The organism is Agrobacterium sp. MA01, assembly GCF_009650195.1.
In the GTDB taxonomy this organism is placed as follows: domain Bacteria; phylum Pseudomonadota; class Alphaproteobacteria; order Rhizobiales; family Rhizobiaceae; genus Allorhizobium.
The window spans coordinates 3,634,029-3,652,252 of sequence record NZ_CP045854.1 but is presented as its reverse complement, the minus strand read 5'-3'; the positions used below and the strand labels follow the sequence as shown (position 1 = coordinate 3,652,252).

The 18,224-nt window shown below is 61.7% G+C and carries 15 protein-coding genes; 14 read left to right on the top strand and 1 reads right to left on the bottom strand.

Annotation, left to right across the window (positions count from 1 at the left end; translation table 11 throughout):
- Positions 1–39: 39 nt before the first annotated feature.
- The 12 genes from GH983_RS17545 (at position 40) to GH983_RS17490 (ending at position 14,786) form a co-directional block, all read left to right on the top strand.
- A complete protein-coding gene (locus GH983_RS17545; RefSeq protein WP_153763099.1) occupies positions 40–1,320 on the top strand; it encodes a glycerate kinase in 1,281 nt (426 codons plus the stop codon).
- 175 nt (positions 1,321–1,495) lie between these two features.
- Complete coding sequence (locus tag GH983_RS17540) at positions 1,496–3,061, top strand: ABC transporter substrate-binding protein (protein ID WP_153763098.1); 1,566 nt, start codon at positions 1,496–1,498, stop codon at positions 3,059–3,061.
- Between the two features lie 70 nt (positions 3,062–3,131).
- Positions 3,132–4,079: an ABC transporter permease gene (locus GH983_RS17535; protein WP_069043010.1), complete on the top strand. Its 948-nt coding sequence runs from the start codon at positions 3,132–3,134 to the stop codon at positions 4,077–4,079.
- Entirely contained in the window at positions 4,076–5,875 is a 1,800-nt protein-coding gene (locus GH983_RS17530) for a dipeptide/oligopeptide/nickel ABC transporter permease/ATP-binding protein (RefSeq protein ID WP_153763097.1), read from the top strand. The genes GH983_RS17535 and GH983_RS17530 overlap by 4 nt, the downstream gene beginning before the upstream one ends.
- Complete coding sequence (locus GH983_RS17525; protein ID WP_153763096.1) at positions 5,872–6,669, top strand: ATP-binding cassette domain-containing protein; 798 nt, start codon at positions 5,872–5,874, stop codon at positions 6,667–6,669. Before GH983_RS17530 ends, GH983_RS17525 begins: the two co-directional genes overlap by 4 nt.
- 6 nt (positions 6,670–6,675) lie before the next feature.
- Positions 6,676–7,458, top strand: coding sequence for a FadR/GntR family transcriptional regulator (locus GH983_RS17520; RefSeq protein WP_153763095.1), 783 nt, complete (start codon positions 6,676–6,678; stop codon positions 7,456–7,458).
- Between the two features lie 155 nt (positions 7,459–7,613).
- Positions 7,614–9,395 carry an SLC13 family permease gene (locus GH983_RS17515; RefSeq protein ID WP_153763094.1) on the top strand — a complete coding sequence of 594 codons (1,782 nt, stop codon included), beginning with the start codon at positions 7,614–7,616 and terminating at the stop codon, positions 9,393–9,395.
- Positions 9,396–9,406: 11 nt separating this feature from the next.
- A complete protein-coding gene (locus GH983_RS17510; protein ID WP_153763093.1) occupies positions 9,407–10,870 on the top strand; it encodes a sodium:alanine symporter family protein in 1,464 nt (487 codons plus the stop codon).
- 208 nt (positions 10,871–11,078) lie between these two features.
- Positions 11,079–11,903, top strand: a complete 825-nt coding sequence (locus GH983_RS17505) for a class I fructose-bisphosphate aldolase (RefSeq protein ID WP_153763092.1) — start codon at positions 11,079–11,081, stop codon at positions 11,901–11,903.
- 25 nt (positions 11,904–11,928) lie between these two features.
- On the top strand, positions 11,929–13,068 hold the full coding sequence (locus GH983_RS17500; RefSeq protein WP_153763091.1) for a Gfo/Idh/MocA family protein: 1,140 nt from the start codon (positions 11,929–11,931) through the stop codon (positions 13,066–13,068).
- 9 nt (positions 13,069–13,077) lie between these two features.
- The gene (locus GH983_RS17495) at positions 13,078–13,749 is read left to right on the top strand and encodes a D-lyxose/D-mannose family sugar isomerase (protein WP_153763090.1); all 672 of its coding nucleotides are present in this window, start codon (positions 13,078–13,080) and stop codon (positions 13,747–13,749) included.
- On the top strand, positions 13,749–14,786 hold the full coding sequence (locus GH983_RS17490) for a carbohydrate kinase family protein (RefSeq protein ID WP_153763089.1): 1,038 nt from the start codon (positions 13,749–13,751) through the stop codon (positions 14,784–14,786). The genes GH983_RS17495 and GH983_RS17490 overlap by 1 nt, the downstream gene beginning before the upstream one ends.
- Before the next feature lie 10 nt (positions 14,787–14,796).
- Here the strand turns inward: GH983_RS17490 and GH983_RS17485 are convergent, their stop codons facing one another.
- Positions 14,797–15,822 carry a LacI family DNA-binding transcriptional regulator gene (locus GH983_RS17485; RefSeq protein ID WP_153763088.1) on the bottom strand — a complete coding sequence of 342 codons (1,026 nt, stop codon included), beginning with the start codon at positions 15,820–15,822 and terminating at the stop codon, positions 14,797–14,799.
- Positions 15,823–16,145: 323 nt separating this feature from the next.
- Here GH983_RS17485 and GH983_RS17480 point away from each other — a divergent pair, with 323 nt between their 5' ends.
- On the top strand, positions 16,146–17,321 hold the full coding sequence (locus tag GH983_RS17480) for a GNAT family N-acetyltransferase (RefSeq protein ID WP_153763087.1): 1,176 nt from the start codon (positions 16,146–16,148) through the stop codon (positions 17,319–17,321).
- Positions 17,318–18,205, top strand: a complete 888-nt coding sequence (locus GH983_RS17475) for a hypothetical protein (protein ID WP_153763086.1) — start codon at positions 17,318–17,320, stop codon at positions 18,203–18,205. Before GH983_RS17480 ends, GH983_RS17475 begins: the two co-directional genes overlap by 4 nt.
- The last annotated feature ends 19 nt before the right edge of the window (positions 18,206–18,224 follow it).

Genomic DNA, 18,224 nt, shown 5'->3' with positions numbered 1-18,224 from the left:
GCCGCCTGTTCGCTAATGCCTTCGGGAGAGGCCAAGTGCATGATCGAAAGACCAGAATTTTTCCTGCGCCAGCTGTTCGACCGTGCCGTAGAGGTGGCGGATCCGATGCGGACGCTCAAGGATTTTCTGCCTGAAAAGCCGAAGGGTCGGGTGATCGTCGTCGGAGCTGGTAAGGCGAGTGCGCGGATGGCGGAAGCGGTCGAGGCGGTCTGGGGTCCCTGTGAAGGCCTCGTCATCACGCGTTATGGTTATGGCAGGCCATGTCATGGCATCGAGATCGTCGAGGCGGCCCATCCGGTTCCCGACGAAGCAGGCCTGAAGGCGACGGCGCGTCTGCTGGATCTGGTCGAAAGTGCCGGCGAAGGTGATTTCGTGCTGGCGCTGATCTCGGGCGGAGCCTCGGCGTTGCTGGTCCAGCCGGTGCCGGGCGTCTCGCTTGCCGAAAAGCAGGCGGTCAATCAGGCCCTGCTCGCGTCAGGCGCTCCGATCGACCGGATGAACACGGTTCGAAAACATCTCAGCCGAGTGAAGGGTGGGCAATTGGCCGCCGCAGCCTGGCCGGCTCAGCTCTTCGCCTTGATGATCTCGGATGTGCCGGGAGACGATCCGGCCTTCATTGGCTCCGGTCCGACCGTTGGCGATCCGTCGAGCCCGGACGACGCTCTGGCCGTGATCGATCAATGGAAGATAGCGCTTCCTGGCGGGGTTCGCGAGGCATTGGCACGGGGCTCCGGGGTCGTCAGACCCGGCGATCCGCGCCTCGCCCGCGTGCGCAACGTTATCTATGCCGCGCCCCGGCAATCGCTGGAGGCGGCTGCGGAACTTGCCCGAGAGGCGGGTTGCGATGTTCGCATTTTCGGCGATGCCCTGGAAGGCGAGGCGAGGCTGGTGGCCGAGGCCCAGGCGAAAGAGGCTCTAACCTTGCAGCACTCCCTGCGTGCCGGGGATCCGCCGATCCTTCTCCTCTCCGGCGGCGAACTGACGGTCACCCGGCGCGGCGACGGCATTGGCGGGCCCAATGCCGAGTTCTGTCTGGCGCTTGCGCTGGCTCTGGATGGCGCCGCAGGTATCCATGCGCTCGCTTGCGACACGGATGGCGTCGATGGTGCCGCCGAAGTCGCCGGCGCTGTCATCGGTCCCGAACTTCTGAAGAAGGCTGCCGAACTGCGTTGCGACCCAGAGGTCGCTCTGCAACGAAATGACGCCCATTCGTTCTTCGCAGCGTTGGACGCGCAGGTTGTCACCGGCCCCACCCTGACCAACGTCAACGATTTCCGCGCGATCCTCGTGCAGCCGCGTCCGACCCCATCAAGGCTTTAGCCGAAATTTCCGTTCACTGACGAAACCCGACGCGTGATGGGGGCTGGTGCTCGCTGCATTGGTGTGCCTGCGAGAAATCCTGTGGTTGGTATCTATCATGATAAATTATTGCATTCGAGTTATCTATGTGAATTAATAGCGCACATAAAGGATGCCAAATCGAAAGGATTTCCCCATGAAGAGGCTGTTCCGGAGCGCATTTGCCGCTGCCGCCTTGAGTGCCGCCATGACCGCCGCCCAGCCGGCGAGCGCGCAGACCCCGCCCAATGTCCTCGTCGTCGGGCAGATCGCCGAACCCAAGTCTCTCGATCCGCATACGGTGACCGCCACCAATGATTTCCGCATTCTGGTGAATGTTTATGAGGGCCTTGTGCGCTTCAAGGACGGGACGCTGGAGATCGAGCCGGCACTTGCCGAGCGCTGGGATATTTCTGAGGACGGCAAGACCTATACGTTCAAGCTGCGTCAGGGCGTGAAGTTCCACGACGGTTCGGACTTCACCGCCGAGGCCGTCAAGTTCAACTTCGACCGGATGCTGAAAGAGGACCATCCTTTCTACAATACCGGCCCCTTTCCCCTGTCGTTCAACTTCGCCTCGGTCGAGGCCGTCAACGTGATTGACAGCCAGACTGTCGAGTTCAAGCTGAGCGAGGCTTTTGCGCCCTTCCTGTCCAATCTCGCCTATCCCACGGGGCTGATCGTTTCTCCGGCTGCGGTGGAGCAGCATGGCGCCGACTATGGCCGGAACCCCTCTGGTACCGGACCCTTCAAGTTTGCCGAATGGCTGTCCAACCAACGTGTGGTCGTCGAGCGCAACCCGGACTACTGGGGTGAGGCTGCGGCCCTCGAAGCCGTCGTCTTTCGACCCGTGACAGATGCAAACACGCGTGTTGCCGAAATGCTTTCCGGAGGCATCGACGTGATGGTCGAAGTGCCGCCGGACAATCTCACGACCTTCCAGCAGGATGCCGCGTTCTCTGTCGCCGAGCAGGCGGGGCCGCATGTCTGGTTCGGCATCCTGAACACGAAGAGCGGTCCGTTCGCCGACAAGCGCGTTCGTCAGGCCGCCAACTACGCCGTCAACAAGGAGACGCTGGTCAACGATGTGCTCCAGGGCACGGCAACAGTGGCCGCTGGACCGATTCCGCCTGCCTTCAACTGGGTGGAAAGCTCGGTCGAGCCATATGCCTACGATCCAGAGAAGGCCAAGGCCTTGCTTGCCGAGGCAGGTGTCGAGGCGCCGGAACTGACATTCTACGTCACTGAAGGCGGCTCGGGCATGCTCGATCCGGTGACGATGGGCGCAGCCATTCAGGCCGATCTGCAGGCTGTCGGCTTCAACGTCAAGATCGAGACCTATGAGTGGAATACCTTCCTCGGTCGCGTGAACCAAGGTCTCGACGGTCAGGCTGATATGGCCGAAATGGCCTGGATGACGAATGATCCCGACACCGTGCCCTATCTCACGCTGCGCAGCGATGCGATGCCGGACAAGGGAGGTTTCAACTCGGGCTACTATTCCAATCCTGAGGTCGACGCTTTGCTGGAGAAGGCGCGCACATCGACGGATCAGGCTGAACGCGGCAAGCTTTACGCCCAGGTCCAGCAAATCGTGCATGACGATGCGCCCTGGCTGTTTGTTGCCAACTGGAAGCAGAACGCGGTCACGACGGCTGCTGTCCAAGGCTTCAAGCTTCAGCCCTCCTTTCTTCTCAACCTGCACGGTGTGACGAAGCAGTAATCCTCCTGCGACTGACGCCAGCGGGTAATCCGCTCGCCGGCGTCAGCCTTGAACGTTCCCGGAGGTTGCGATGTCGGCCTATATTCTCAAACGTCTGATCGCGGTCGTGCCCGTGCTGTTCGGCCTGTCGATCATCGTCTTCCTGGTGATGGCCCTCATTCCCGGGGATACGGCAACTGCCATTCTCGGCGCTTACGCAACGCCTGAGAACGTCGAGCGGATCAATCGTGACCTCGGTCTCGACCAGCCTCTGTTTCAGCAATACCTGGTCTGGATCGGCAATGTGCTACAGGGTGATTTCGGCCGCTCCTATGCCCTGAACCGACCCGTTCTGGACGAGGTCCTCGAGCGTTTCGGCGCGACCCTCATCCTTGCCGGCGTCTCTCTCGTCTTGTGCACGGTCATCGGCCTTCTCGCCGGTGTTGTCTCGGCTGTCCGGCAATTCGGATGGGCGGACCGCGCGATCACATTCTTCGTGCTGGCCGGGATCTCCATGCCATCCTTCTGGCTGGGGCTCCTTCTCATCTACCTCTTCGCGGTCAAGTGGCGCATGCTGCCGGCCTCGGGCATGTATGCCGTCTATGGGGGAGGGGACATCAAGGACCTTCTGCTTCATCTGGTGCTGCCCGCCGTCACGCTGTCGGTCGTCGCGGCAGGCGTGATCGCGCGTCTGACGCGGGGCGCCATGCTGGAAGTGCTTCGGCAGGACTTTGTCCGTACAGCCCGTGCCAAGGGACTATCGGAACGGCGGGTCATCTATGGTCACGCGTTTCGATCGGCACTGGTCAGCATCATTCCGGTGATCGGCATCCAGTCCGGCTTCGTGCTCGGCGGCGCCGTCTATATCGAGACCGTGTTCCAGTGGCCGGGTGTCGGGGCCATGCTGGTGAAGGCCATTTCAAGCCGCGACATCCTGCTGGTCCAGGGCGGTGTGCTCGTCGTTGCCGCGAGCTACGTGCTCTTCAACCTCGTCGCCGACGTTCTCCAATCCATGCTCGACCCGAGGATCCGCACGTGAGTACTGTTTCTGCGGTCATCCAGCCCAAGGTCGCGTCGGGGCGGATTACATCCTGGCGGCTGCTTCTCAACAACCGTCTCGCGGCGGCAGGTCTCGTGCTTATCGGGTTGATCGCTCTCCTGATCCTGCTGGTACCGATCCTGCCTCTACCCGATCCCGATGCCACCGCGCCGGCAGATCGGCTGAAGCCGGTTCTGACGGCCGGACACCTTCTCGGTACGGATCAACTTGGCCGCGATATCCTGAGCCGGCTTTTGTGGGGCGCGCGTCTGTCTGTCACGGTCGGCTTCACGGCGACGCTAATCGCCGCGCTGATCGGGTCGGTGATCGGCATTGTCGCTGGCTATGTCGGTGGACGCACGGACAATGCCATCATGCGTGGCATCGACATGCTGATGGCCTTTCCCTACATCCTGCTGGCGCTGGCGATCGTTGCCGCGCTCGGGCCGGGCCTGATGAACGCGCTCTATGCCATCGCCATCGTCAACATCCCCTTTTTCGCGCGCAATGTGCGCGGCGTGACGCTCGGATACGCCCATCGCGAATTCGTCGATGCTGCGCGCCTGTCCGGCAAGGGGCACCTGTCCGTCATGTTCACCGAGGTGTTGCCGAACGTGGCGCCGGTCATCGTCATCACGATGTCGACGACGGCCGGCTGGATGATCCTGGAGACGGCGGGCCTCAGCTTCCTCGGTCTGGGCGCGCAGCCGCCCCAAGCCGATCTCGGGTCGATGCTGGGCGAGGGGCGGGCGCAGCTCTTCACCGCTCCGCATGTGTCGATCGTGCCGGGCATCATGATCTTCCTCATCGTCATCAGCTTGAATGTGCTGGGTGATGGCATTCGCGACGTTCTTGATCCGCGTCTGCGCTCCGGGGCGCTGGCGCGTCCCGGACCTGTCACGGAAATTGCGACCGATCGAAACGTTCCGGAGAACTCAGTCCGGGACGCTGCTCTTTCCATCGAAGGTCTGGAGACCGGTTTCCGCAGCGGAGACGACATTATTCCGGCCGTGCGTGGGGTTTCCCTGCATGTGAAGCGTGGCGAATGTCTCGGGTTGATCGGTGAAAGCGGGTCGGGGAAGAGCGTTACGGCACTATCTGTGATGGGGCTCGTTGCCTCCCCACCGGGCATCATCCAGAGTGGCGCCATTTATGTGGGCAATGAAGACGTGCTGGCGATGCCGCAGACACGACTGATCTCCCTGCGTGGCAGCCGCGTCGCCTATGTATTTCAGGATCCCCTGACCACCCTGCACCCCATGTATCCCGTCGGACGGCAAGTCGAGGAAGCGATCGCCGCGCATCAGTCGCTCGGCACACGTGAGCGCCGTGAACGGGCGATTGCGCTGCTTGAAAAGGTTGGCATACCGGAGGCCCGGGAAATGGCGAAACACTATCCGCATCAGCTTTCGGGCGGCCAGCGCCAGCGTATCGGCATTGCGATGGCGCTTGCCAACGATCCCGATGTGATCATCGCCGATGAGCCGACGACCGCTCTCGACGTCACCGTGCAGGCCCGCATTCTGGAGCTCTTGCGTGATCTTCAGCGCGAGCGCGGGATGGCGCTTCTCTTCATCACCCACGATTTCGGCGTCGTGTCGGAGATTTGTGACCGCGTCGCCGTGATGAAGGACGGTCAGATCGTCGAGACCGGTGAAACGCGTGCGGTTCTCGCCAACCCGCAGCATGACTACACGAAGCGGCTGATCGCCTGCGTGCCCGAACTCGGCACCGGGGCGCAATTCCTGGAGCGTGTCGCCAGGCTCTTCCCTAAGCAGAACGCGGAGGCGTCATGACGAAGTCTGCGATCCAGGTCCGTGAGCTCACCAAGTCCTTCGGTGGCGGGCGCAGCCTGTTCGGCAAGGAACGGCACGAGGTCAAGGCCGTGAAATCCGTGTCGCTGGATCTTATGCGCGGTGAAACGCTTGCCGTCGTCGGGGAAAGCGGATCGGGAAAGAGCACGCTTGCCCGCATGCTGGTCGGGCTCGAGACGCCGACCTCCGGCAGTATGCTGATCGGGGGCAAGGATGCGGAGGCGCTTCGGCGGGAAGGGCCGCGGGCCTTCGGCAAGACGATCCAGTATGTCTTTCAGGATCCGGTTGCTTCGCTGAACCCGCGCAAGACAATTAGCAGCATCCTCGAGACCCCGCTCAAGCTGCTGTGCGGATACGAGGCGCCCAAGCGGCGCCAACGGATGAACGAGCTGCTGGACGCGGTCCAGATGCCGGAGAACACGCTCTCGCGCTATCCGCACGAATTTTCCGGCGGTCAGGCGCAACGGATTGCGATCGCCCGGGCCCTGGCAGCGGAAGCGGAGATCCTGGTGTTCGACGAGCCGGTGAGCGCACTCGACGTCGGTGTGCAGGCGCAGGTGCTGTTGCTTCTCAGCGATCTGAAAACGCGTTTCGACTTGTCCTATCTGTTCATTAGTCACGACCTTGCCGTTGTCGAGGCAATCTGTGACCGCGTCGCTGTCATGTATTTCGGTGAGATTGTCGAGCTGGCACCCGCTGCAAGGCTTTTTGCCGATCTTGAACACGCCTATACAAGGCGGCTCGTGGCCAGTGCGCCTCGCATCAGGAGAGAATGACGCGCGATGACCGATACTGAGGAGAGGGCGAAGGCAGGCAGCGAAGACGGTAAGCGCTTGTTCACCCCGGCGGGAAAGCCGAAGCGCCGACCTGATGCCATCGCCGATCTGATGAAAGACTTCATCCGTTCGCAGGGTCTCCAGCCCGGCGATCGTCTGCCGCAGGAGCGCGAGTTGATGGACCGCTTCAAGGCCGCCAAGGGTACGGTGCGCGAAGCGATGAAGGCGCTGGAAACCCAGGGGCTGATCTTTACGCGCAGCGGCCCCGGCGGCGGTGCCTTCGTCGCCGCTCCTTCCGCCCGGCACGCCATGGAGCTCTTGTCCACCCACTTCTTCTTCAATACGCCCACCCTCTCCGACATCTATGCAATCCGCAAGACGCTGGAGCCTGAGGTTGCCGCCTCGCTTGCGGGCCTGATTTCGGGCCATCAACTGGCGCTGCTCGAACGGACGATCCGCCTCTACGATCACCCTCCGGTCGATCCTGACGATCAATATCGTCAACGCGTCGCTGAACTCGATTTCCACTCGCAACTGGCTCAGTTCTGTCCCAACCCGCTTCTCGGGTTTCTCTGCGGCCTGATGCACAATCTGTTGCGCGATCTGCCGCTAGCGAGGCAGATCTATGCCGACCCGGCGCCCAGCTCGCGAGAAGAGGGGCTCTCCTACCAGTACCGGCTCATGGCGGCCATGAAGGATGGACGGACGGAGGATGCGCGCTCGATCGCGGCCGAACACATGGCATTCGCCGAGGCCTATATGCTGGGGCGGGCAAAAACGATCGGATAGTGGCGGGGCAGGCGAGGAGATCGAGCTATGGATTGCACGTGGCACGTGCAAAGTGCAGTGGGTCACTTCGCCTTCGATATTTTTGCGAGCCGGTGGAGCCAGATCGCGTGTCGCGCGTTTATTCCCGCGGTCAGTCGGGGGCTTTTCGAAATAACATGATGCAATTCTTCTCGGGCTACGAGGCTCAGATCTCTCTGGGTCTGGTGATCTTGCTGTTTGGTCTGTTCGTCTGGGAGAAGTATCCCGCAGAGGTGACCGCATCCGCCGGTGCGGCAGTCTTCATCGTTCTCGGCTTCGTGCCGACCGACAAGGCGATGGCGGTGTTTTCGAATTCCGCGCCGCTGACGATCGGAGCGATGTTCGTTCTCACCGGGGCTCTGGTGCGCACGGGTGTCCTGGAACGGGTGGCGGCCGTGGTTCTCGAACGATCGAAGAAACGGCCACAGCTGGCGCTTGCAGTGTTCCTGCTGACTGCCCTTGTCGCGTCGGCTTTCATGAACAACACGCCGGTAGTCCTTGTCCTGATCCCGATCGTGATCCGGCTCGCCGCCTCGCTCGACATTGCCGCGACAAGGCTTCTCATTCCCGTATCCTATGCCGCTATCCTGGGCGGAACCTTGACGCTGATCGGCACTTCGACCAACCTGCTCGTCGATGGTGTCGCGCGCGGGCAGGGCCTCGAGCCCTTTTCGCTTTTCGAAATCACGCCGATCGGTCTCGCGGCAGTCGTAACGGGCATGCTCACCATGCTCGTGCTCGGAAAGTTTCTTTTGCCGGATCGCCGCGAGGAAGGTGGCGAGCTGGATGACCAGGACGAGGCCGAATTTCTCTCGGAAATCACCGTGCTCGCAGATGGTCCGTTCACCGAAAAACCGATCGGCGAAATTGCGGAATTCAAGCAGCCGGGCCTGCGCATCGTCGGCCTGCATGCCAATGGCGAGGTGATCCGCAAGGATGTCGAGACCATGACCCTGAAGAAGGGCGATGGGCTGATCATTCTCGCCAGATCGACCGATCTCTTGACTCTGAACGATAAGGAAGGGTTGCGTGTCGGTCAAAGACGCGGAGCCGCGCCCAAGGGCGAGGTCATCGTCGTCGAGGCGGTCGTTGCCCCCGGCCGCTACGGCAATCGGACGCGTCTTTCCAGTCTGACCCTTGGCCGCCGTTTCGGCGTACGCATCATCGGTGCCCACCGACACCGGCATGTGCCGGGTCCGGACCTTGCCAATGTCCGTCTTCGGCCGGCAGACAAGCTGCTCATCGAGGGTACCGCCGAAGCGCTGGACGAACTCTCGCAGCAGAATGAGCTGATATCCGTCACGCGTTCGTCCGCCCGTGCCTTCAGGCCGACCAAGGCGCCTTTGGCGTTGCTTGCTCTCGGTCTCGTGGTGCTGCTTGCTGCATTCAATGTCATGGACATCGGCATCCTGGCGATGATCGCCGTGCCGGCTATCCTGATCTTGCGCTGTATCGACGCCGATGAAGCCTGGGGCTCAATCGAAGGTGGTATTCTGATCCTGATCTTTGCGATGCTGATTGTGGGGCAGGGATTGCAGGAAACCGGAGCCGTTGCACTGGTTGTTGAAACGGCAATGCCGCTGATGTCGACTGTCTCTCCCTTTGTGCTGGTGCTTCTGGTCTACACGCTGTCGTCGACGCTCACCGAATGCGTGACCAACAACGCGGTGGCCGTCATCCTGACGCCAATCGTCATCGGTCTCGGTCAGCAATTGGGTATTGATCCCAGGGCTCTTGTGGTGGCGGTCATGTTTGGTGCAAGTGCAAGCTTCGCCACGCCGATCGGCTATCAGACGAACACACTGGTCTATGGCGCCGGGAACTACCGCTTCAGCGATTTCGTCAAGATCGGCTTGCCGATGAACATCATCGTGGGCTTGGCGTCCTGCTACGCCATCTATCTTTATTATGGTCTTTGAGGAGTAGACGCATGGATATCATCACCGGATTTTTCGGACTGGTCGAGGATCTCACATGGGGATGGGCTTTGATCCCCATGCTCGTTGTCTTCGGCGTGTTCATCACGGTGATGACTGGGTTCGTGCAGGTCAGGTTCTTCAAGCGAATGTTTCGCGTGCTGTTCGCCAAGAACCAGACCGGCGATCCGAATGCGATCAGCGCACGTGAGGCTCTGCTCGTGTCGGTCGGTGGACGCGTCGGTGGCGGTAACATTGCAGGTGTTGCGGTCGCGATCACGCTCGGAGGGCCGGGTGCGGTCTTCTGGATGTGGGCGATTGCGGTCATCGGCATGGCGACGAGCCTCGTCGAATCGACGCTTGCCCAGCTTTACAAGCGTTCCAACGGTGACGGCACCTATCAGGGCGGGCCTGCCGGCTACATCATCTATGGGCTCGGCGCGAAGCACAAATGGCTGGCCGTGGTCTATGCCGTGTGCCTGATGCTGGCCTTCGCCTTCGGTTTCAACGCCTTCCAGGGCAATACCTTTGCCGGTGCCGTCTATGACAGCCTCGGCGTCGAGCGTGTCTGGAGCGGCATTGGTCTTGCGATCATCACCGGCTTCATCGTCTATGGCGGCATCCGCCGTATCGCGAAGGTCGCTGATGTGATCATTCCGATCATGGCCTTCATCTATATCGGCCTGACACTGCTGGTCATCCTGTCCAACATCACGGAGATTCCGGGCGTCATCTGGTCGATCATTGCCAATGCCTTTGGCCTGGAAGAGGTCGTCGGCGGCGGCTTCGGCGCTGCCCTGGCGCAAGGACTTCGCCGTGGGCTGTTCTCCAACGAGGCCGGCCTCGGATCCACCCCGAACGTTGCGGCGACGGCCGATGTCCGCCACCCTATCAGCCAGGGTATCACCCAGTCCTTCTCGGTGTTCATCGACACCATCGTGATCTGCACCTGCACGGCCTTCATCATCCTGCTCAGCCCCGTCTATCAGCCGGGCGTGGAAGGCATCGACGGCATCGTACTCACCCAGCAATCGCTGGTCAGCCAGGTCGGCGAGTGGTCGCAGTATTTCCTCACCTTTGCCATCCTGCTCTTTGCCTTCAGTTCGATCATCTACAACTACTATCTCGGTGAGACGGCCCTGAAGGTCATGACCGCACGGCCGGGCGCCTTGCATGTGCTGAGGTTTGCCATCGTCATCGTCGTCTTCCTGGGGGCAACGGCTCCAGGCGCAACGGCGGTCTTCTTCTTCTCCGATCCGCTGATGGGCGTGCTCGCGGTGGTCAACCTCACCGTAATCCTGATGCTCTTCCCCGTCGCCTTGCGGATCCTCGACGATTTCCGCGCGCAGCTGAAGGCCGGTGTGGAGCGGCCGGTCTTTGAGCCGACGGCGTTTCCGGATCTCGATCTTGATCACTCCGCCTGGCCTCATGCGCAAAGAGTGGCGGGACCGAACGGGGGCGCTCTCGCCAAGGCTTGAGGATGTTTGTGGGGCGGCGGCAACGCGGCCCCCGCAAACGTCTCAAAGCGGTTGATGATATTGTCGGCTGATTGATGCCGCCTCGGTTTTCCGGGGCGGCATTTTTGTGCTCGCCTCGCTAGGGGAACGTCCCCATCATTTCCGTTGACACGCTATGGGCGCGCTACTAGCCTGTGTGGAAACGTTACCACATCGGGAGGAGATAACGATGAAACAGGCGCGGTTGAACCGCCTCTTCGGCACGTCTGGAAACTGCTTCGACGTGGCCATCGATCACGGCATGTTCAATGAACGCACGTTTCTCGCCGGTATCGAGAACATGCGCAAAGCCATCGAGGTCATCGCTGCGGCAGGCCCTGACGCGATCCAACTGCCGCCGGGTACGGCGCCCATGCTGCAGTCGATCCCGGGCAAGGCTCGCCCAGCGCTCGTGCTGCGTACCGATATTGCCAACATCTATGGCAACCCGCTGCCGAGTGCTCTGTTCTCCGAGGTGATCGATCGTCCGGTCGAGCAGGCGATCGCGCTCGATGCCGCCTGTGTCGTGGTCAATCTGCTGATGCTGCCCAACCAGCCCGAGGTTTATCGGGCCTGCGTGCGCAACGTGAACAGCCTCAAACGCGAATGCGAGATCTACGGCATGCCGCTGATGGTGGAGCCGCTGGTCATGCAGGACAATTCCAAGGGCGCCTATATGGTTGACGGCGCAATCGACAAGATCCTGCCGCTGGTCCGCCAGGCTGCCGAACTCGGCGCGGACATCATCAAGGCCGACCCCTGTGACGACGTCACGGAATACCATCGGGTGATCGAGATCGCTCAAGGGCTGCCGGTGCTCGTGCGCGGCGGGGGCAGGGTCTCCGATGAGGAAATTCTATCGCGTACCAGGGTGCTGATGGAACAGGGAGCTCGCGGCATCGTCTACGGCCGCAATGTCATCCAGCATGCCAATCCGGGCGGCATGACGCGGGCGCTGATGGCGATCGTGCATGAAGGCGTAACGGCGGAGGAAGCGTCGCGCCATCTCGCCTGAGATTGCGTGACGGGAGGAGGACCCCATGAAGACCTTTCGTTTCGGCGTCATCGGCTGCGGCCTGATGGGCCGCGAATTTGCCAGCGCCGCTGCGCGCTGGATGCATCTGACCGACGCCAAGGCGAGGCCAGAGATCGTCGCCGTCTGTGACACCAATACGGAGCTGATGGCGTGGTTCCAGACCCACGTTCCCTCCGTTCGACAGGCAACCACTGACTACCGCGAACTTCTCGCCAATCCGGAGGTCGACGCCATTTACTGCGCCGTTCCGCATGTGCTGCACGCCGAGTTTTACACCGACATCATCAAGGCAGGAAAACATCTGCTGGGTGAAAAGCCCTTCGGGATGGACCTGGCGCAGAACAGGGCGATCATGGCCGTTCTTGCCGAGCATCCGGAAAGCATCGTTCGCTGCTCGTCGGAAATGCCTTTCTTCCCCGGCGCGCAGAAGGTCATTGCCATGGCGGCGAGTGGCGAGATGGGCGACATTCTCGAAGTCGAAGCCGGCTTTCTGCATTCTTCCGACATTGATCCCAACAAGCCGATCAACTGGAAGCGCATGGAGCATGTCAACGGCGCCTATGGCTGCATGGGGGATCTGGGCATGCATGTGCTGCATGTTCCCTTGAGGCTTGGCTGGCGGCCGGAAACGTTGCATGCCAACCTCGTCAAGCGGATCACCGAGCGGCCGGATGGCAAGGGCAACAGGGTACCCTGCACCACCTGGGACAATGCGACGATCAGCAGCCGCGTGCGTACCGCCGACCAGGATTTCCCTCTGGTTCTCAAGACATGGCGCATCGCACCGGGCGAATCCAACACCTGGTACATCCGCATCCTCGGCATGAAGAAGAGCGCCTTCTTCTCGACCAAGCAGCCGCGCCAGTGGCAGTGGATGGATTACCAGGGCAGCACCCAGTCCTGGAACACGGAAGACCTTGGCTATGGCTCTGTCTTCCCCGCCATCACAGGCAAGATCTTCGAATTCGGCTTCGCCGATGCGATCCAGCAAATGTGGGCAGCCTTCGTCGACGAATTGGCGGGTGGCACGGCGAACGGCTTCCCCTGTGCAAGCCCCGCGGAAGCGGCTGCCCATCACGCCGTGCTGACGGCCGCGCTGCAATCCGGTCTGGAAAACCGGGTCGTTTCTGTCGACTACGATTGAGGTGGGACCATGCGACGCTCCGAGATCAACGAAGCCCTGCGGTTTGCCATCGGGATGCTCGAGATCTGGCGCTGGTCCCTGCCTGTCTGGGGGCAGTGGGGCGCTGCCGACTTTGCAGCCCATCCCGAGGCCTCGCGCTATCTGGCCAGCCGACAGCTCGGCTGGGACGTTACCGACTTTGGCTCCGGCCGCTTTGTCGAGCAGGGGCTCGTGCTCTTTTGCCTGCGCAACGGCATCCTCGGCATGGAGGGCGAGCGTAGCTACGCGGAGAAGCTGCTCTTCATCCAGGAAGGCCAGTTGACCCCGGCCCATCTGCACAAGGCGAAGCAGGAAGACATCATCAACCGGGCGGGTGGCGATCTCGTCATCGAATTCTGTGCGGCTGATGCGACGGGCAAGGTCACCGAATCCGAGGTCTCTGTCCTTGTCGACGGCATCGAGCAGCGTCTCCAGACCTGGGAGCCTCTTGTCCTGCATGCTGGCCAGAGCGTAACGATCCCTACGGGTCTCTATCACCGCTTCTATGGCGCGAAGGGCAAGGGCCCGGTGCTGGTCGGCGAAGTCAGTCAGGTTAACGACGACAGGACCGACAACTATTTCCTCGAACCCATCGGCCGTTTCGCCGAGATCGAGGAGGATGAGCCGCCGCTGAGACCCCTCTGGAACGAGGGGACTGTCTGATGAGAGCCGGGGAGGAGGTTCAAATCAGACAAGACACCGGAACGGCTGGTGGCATCGTCTGCGTCGGCAACTTCATCGTCGATCGCATCCACACTTTGTCCTACTGGCCGGAACAGGGCAGCCTCGCGCATATTCTGCACCAGGATATGGGCGTCGGCGGCGGTGCGGCCAATGTGGTGACCGACCTCGCTTCGCTTGGGTTCAAGGGGCGGCTTTCGGTGGCGGGTGCGGTGGGGAACGATCGGGACGGCGCCTATGTCCGGGATCGTCACGCGGCCCTCGGTGTCGATATTGCCGGTCTCCGCATTCTTGATGGCCAGGCGACGGCACATACCCATGTCATGAACGTGCCGGGCCAAAGCCGTACCTTCTTCTATCACGGCGGCTCCAACGACCTGCTGACGGACGATCTCATCGACCCTGCTGCCTTTGCAGCCAGTGGGCACAGGTTCTTCTATCTCGGCTATCTCATGCTCCTGCCGGCTCTCGACCGGAAGGATGCAAGCGGCTCTTCCGGGGCGGCGCGTCTGTTGAAGGCGGCACGCGAGGCGGGACTGAAGACCTGCGTCGATTTCGTCTCCAGCGAGGACCCTGCCTTTGCCGACCAGGTCGCCGTTGCACTACCCCATTGCGATTATGTGATCGTCAACGAGACCGAAGCCGGACGCGCAACGGGTGTGGCCGTCCGCGACAAGTCGGGCACTCTGCTGCTGTCAGCTGTGGAAGAGGCTGGTCAGCGCCTTCTGGACGGCGGGGTGGCGCAAGGCGTCGTCATTCATGCGCCGGAGCTCTCCATCTGGCTTTCACCTGACAAGGCCCCGGTTATCACGCCTGCACTTGCCGTCGATCCGGCCGCCATCGTCAGCCCCGTGGGGGCCGGAGATGCCTTCTGCGCGGCGGTGCTCTACGGTCTGCACGAGGGCTGGCCGATCGAGACCATTTCGGCTGTTGCCCATCGCGCGGCGGTCCATTGTCTCGGCGGCGCGACTGCTACCGACGGCATACCCGACATGTCGATCCTGCTCGCCGAAATCTGAACGACTGCAATCAGATGTCTGCAGGGGCCGGCCCGGTCGATTCCCGGATGACCAGATCAACGGGCATGCGCGTGAGCGAGGCGGGCCGGCGTTCCAGATCCTGCCTGTGGTCCTGCAGGCGCTCTTCGAGCCTGCGGGTCGCTTCGAGTGCGACAGCGCGGATCGGCTGGGCGACCGTTGTCAGCCGTGGCAGGACATAGGCTGCCTCCGGCAGGTCGTCGAAGCCGATGACGGAGCAATCGTCCGGTACGATGCGGCCGCTGTCGCGGACGGCGTGGATCGCTGCAATGGCTGCGATGTCCGTGGTTCCGATGATCGCGGTGATGTCGGTGTGATCTTGCAGAACGGATTGCGCCAGCGCGTAGGTGGCGGCGAAGCTGTGATCCTCGCCGATCGCTTCGATGGCCGGTGCAAGTCCATGTTCGCGCAGCACGGCCCGAATGCCTTCCATGCGAAGCCGGATCGGCTGGCTGTGTCCCGGCGCCCCGACAACTGCGATCTTCTGATGGCCGAGATCCACAAGGTGCCGGGTCATCATGCGTCCGCCTTCCACATGATCGGCCATCACGGTATCGTCTGATATGCCGACGAGTTCGCGGTCGATCGCGATCATCGGGATCCCGGAACTGACCAGCGGCCGGAGATGCGCCGTGCCGCCGTAGGCGCTGGCGACAATGACGCCCTCCACCCTTTGCGCGCGCAGCATCGCGACATAGCGGGCCTCGTGCTCTTCGTTTTCCGCCGAACTGCAGATCAGGGTGTGGTAGCCGCGTTCGAAAAGTTCGCGCTCGATGGTGTTTGCAAGAATACCGAAGAAGGGGACATCTATGGAGGGCAGCATAAGGCCGATCATCCGGCTCGCTTCGCCGCGCAGCATGCGAGCGCCCTTGCTGGGCGCATAGTTGAGGTCCCTGATCGCGGCTTCCACGCGCTGGCGCACCTCTGGCGAGACATAGCCACTGTTGTTCAGGACGCGCGAGACTGATGATACCGACGTTTCGGCAACCTTCGCGATCGTCCTGATACTGGCAGCCATTCCGGTATTCCCGCATCCGTTATGGTGATCGGAGTACGCAGAATTGCGGGCCCCGGCAAGTCGCGATTGTATCGTCGGCCAAGACTACCAGAGAGGGGCGCTCGCCTCGTCTTCGAGTATGGTGTCTCTCCAGCTATTGCTTGGGGGCCGCACCGGTGTCTCAAAGAGCGTTTGCCTGATCATTCCCTTCCGGCCGTATCTGTCATGCTACGTCGTCCCTTTGCTTTGCAAAGAGAGGCGCATTTTACTTAAGATTCACGATAATTCCGAACGTTCGCTTGCCGTTAATCTGCCTTTCGTGGCTGTTTGGTAGGGATCGGTGCATGGTTATTGCAAGCGATCCACGTCTGACTGAGGCAGGCCACGCCGATGCGGGGGCAGAAACGTCGTTCGTCGTCGAGGCCGTGACGGAAGCCTTCTTCCAGTCCGCCGACTATGCGGCGCTGCATGCGCGCTCGAATGCGTCGGCTTTCCAGCATCCGCTCTGGCTCCAGGCTTTCCACCGTCATCTTGCCCCGTCGCGGGGCGCGCAAGGCGTGACGCTCGTGGGACGGCCGGGACCCGGCAATCCTCCGTGTTTCGTTCTGCCGATGATAGCCCGGAAGCTCTCCGGCGTAACGATCCTTGAAAGTGCGGATCTCGGCGTCAGTGACTACGCGGCGCCGCTGGTTGATCCTGACTGGTGGGAGCGACAGCATGATCATGCTGCGGTTCGCGCCTGTGTTGCCGCTGCCTTGCCATCACATGACATCTTGCGGGTGAAGCCGATCCGCGATGAGCATCTGGCCCTCTGGCAGGCGTTCCTGCCGGGAAGCACGAAGACACTTGGATTTTCCGCCCATGCCACTTCGCTCGTAGCCTCGGTAGAGCATTGGCGAGAGCAGGCGCTGACCGACAGTTTCGCACGCTATCTTGCCCGCAAACGCAAGCGCTTCTTCAAGACGGAAGGGGCAAGGCTTGTTGTCGTTCAGGGAGAGCAGGCGATCGCTCATGCGATGGAGCGGTTGGCACAGCTGCGCGAGGGCCGTTTCGAGCAGGACGTGATTGCCGCGCCCGCAGCGCGAGCCTTCTACAGCGCCGTTGCGCAATCCGGGGAGCAGGCAGGTTTTGCCCGCGTCTATGCGCTCGAACTGGGCGGCGAGGCGATCGGTTATACCTTCTGTCTCGCGTTTGGCGGACGGCTCCACTACCTGCTGATCGGCTGCGATTACCAGACCCATGGGCGCCATTCGCCGGGTTTGCTGCTCTATGATGGGATGATCGGCGACTGGATCGAGGCCGGTGGCGAGATCTTCGACTTCACGATCGGTGATGAGCCCTTCAAGGCAGATTTCGGCACGGTGGCCACCCCCCTTCATGTGTTGACGCATACGCCGACCGTGCGAGGCGCATTGGCGCTGGCCGCGATCCGTTGGCGCGAGCGGTGGCGCGAGGCTTCTGCCGCCACAACCACGACACCTTTTGCCCGCCGCCAGACATCCGGGGAGGACAATGGATGAACGCGCGCCCAGCATTCCTCGAAAATTCGGTCATCGTTGCTGCGCATCCGGACGATGAACTGCTGTGGTTCAATGCGATTTTGCATGAGGTCGACGAGGTGATCGTCGTCTACAGGGATTTCTGGGCCCAGCCGGGGCTCGGCGAAAAGCGAGCTGCCGCTCTCGCCGATTTTCCCCGCGCGGGCGTCAGCTGTCTGAATATCGCGGAATCCGGTGCGGCTGGCTGCGCAAATTGGGATGACCCGCGAGAAAGCCCGGATGGTCTCGTCCTCAGCTTCGAAAGCCAGCGACGGGAACTGACGCGCATGTCGCGCCTCGCGCTTGGCAAGGTCGGCATGGGTGAGCAGCGCGTGGCCGAATATAGTGTTCTGACGGCCTATCAGAACAACTTCGTGAAGATACAAACCTTGCTGCGGGAGCGCCTGCGTCCGGGCATGAACGTCTTCACACACAATCCCTGGGGCGAATACGGACATGAGGAACATGTCCAGCTCTTCCGCGTGCTCCAAGGGCTGAGGGATGAGATCGGCTTCAATCTCTGGATGTCGAATTATTGCACCAATCGGTCTCTGCCTCTGGCGATGCGATACTTCCAGACATCTCCCGGACAGCCGATCCGTCTGCCGACCAACAAGGCATTCGCGGAAGAGGTGGCCTCTGTCTACAAGAGGCATGATTGCTGGACCTGGGCGGACGATTGGCAATGGTTCGATGACGAGTGGTATCTGCCGGCACCCCGTCAGGGCGCGACGCCACAGCCACATCAGCACCTGTTTCCGCTCAATCTTTTCACCATCGATGTCGCGCAGAAGCGACCCTGGCTCTCGATGGCCGTCGGCTCGGCTGCGGCGGCCTCGGCGCTCATGGTTGCCGCCGACTTCTAGCTGTGCGCGGACGGGTAAC

Bases quoted from the DNA above. Each gene is read 5' to 3' on its own strand.
- GH983_RS17545 (WP_153763099.1), top strand. From the start codon at position 40: ATGATCGAAAGACCAGAATTTTTCCTGCGCCAGCTGTTCGACCGTGCC.
- GH983_RS17540 (WP_153763098.1), top strand. From the start codon at position 1,496: ATGAAGAGGCTGTTCCGGAGCGCATTTGCCGCTGCCGCCTTGAGTGCC.
- GH983_RS17535 (WP_069043010.1), top strand. From the start codon at position 3,132: ATGTCGGCCTATATTCTCAAACGTCTGATCGCGGTCGTGCCCGTGCTG.
- GH983_RS17525 (WP_153763096.1), top strand. From the start codon at position 5,872: ATGACGAAGTCTGCGATCCAGGTCCGTGAGCTCACCAAGTCCTTCGGT.
- GH983_RS17520 (WP_153763095.1), top strand. From the start codon at position 6,676: ATGACCGATACTGAGGAGAGGGCGAAGGCAGGCAGCGAAGACGGTAAG.
- GH983_RS17515 (WP_153763094.1), top strand. From the start codon at position 7,614: ATGATGCAATTCTTCTCGGGCTACGAGGCTCAGATCTCTCTGGGTCTG.
- GH983_RS17510 (WP_153763093.1), top strand. From the start codon at position 9,407: ATGGATATCATCACCGGATTTTTCGGACTGGTCGAGGATCTCACATGG.
- GH983_RS17505 (WP_153763092.1), top strand. From the start codon at position 11,079: ATGAAACAGGCGCGGTTGAACCGCCTCTTCGGCACGTCTGGAAACTGC.
- GH983_RS17500 (WP_153763091.1), top strand. From the start codon at position 11,929: ATGAAGACCTTTCGTTTCGGCGTCATCGGCTGCGGCCTGATGGGCCGC.
- GH983_RS17495 (WP_153763090.1), top strand. From the start codon at position 13,078: ATGCGACGCTCCGAGATCAACGAAGCCCTGCGGTTTGCCATCGGGATG.
- GH983_RS17490 (WP_153763089.1), top strand. From the start codon at position 13,749: ATGAGAGCCGGGGAGGAGGTTCAAATCAGACAAGACACCGGAACGGCT.
- GH983_RS17485 (WP_153763088.1), bottom strand. From the start codon at position 15,822: ATGGCTGCCAGTATCAGGACGATCGCGAAGGTTGCCGAAACGTCGGTA.
- GH983_RS17480 (WP_153763087.1), top strand. From the start codon at position 16,146: ATGGTTATTGCAAGCGATCCACGTCTGACTGAGGCAGGCCACGCCGAT.
- GH983_RS17475 (WP_153763086.1), top strand. From the start codon at position 17,318: ATGAACGCGCGCCCAGCATTCCTCGAAAATTCGGTCATCGTTGCTGCG.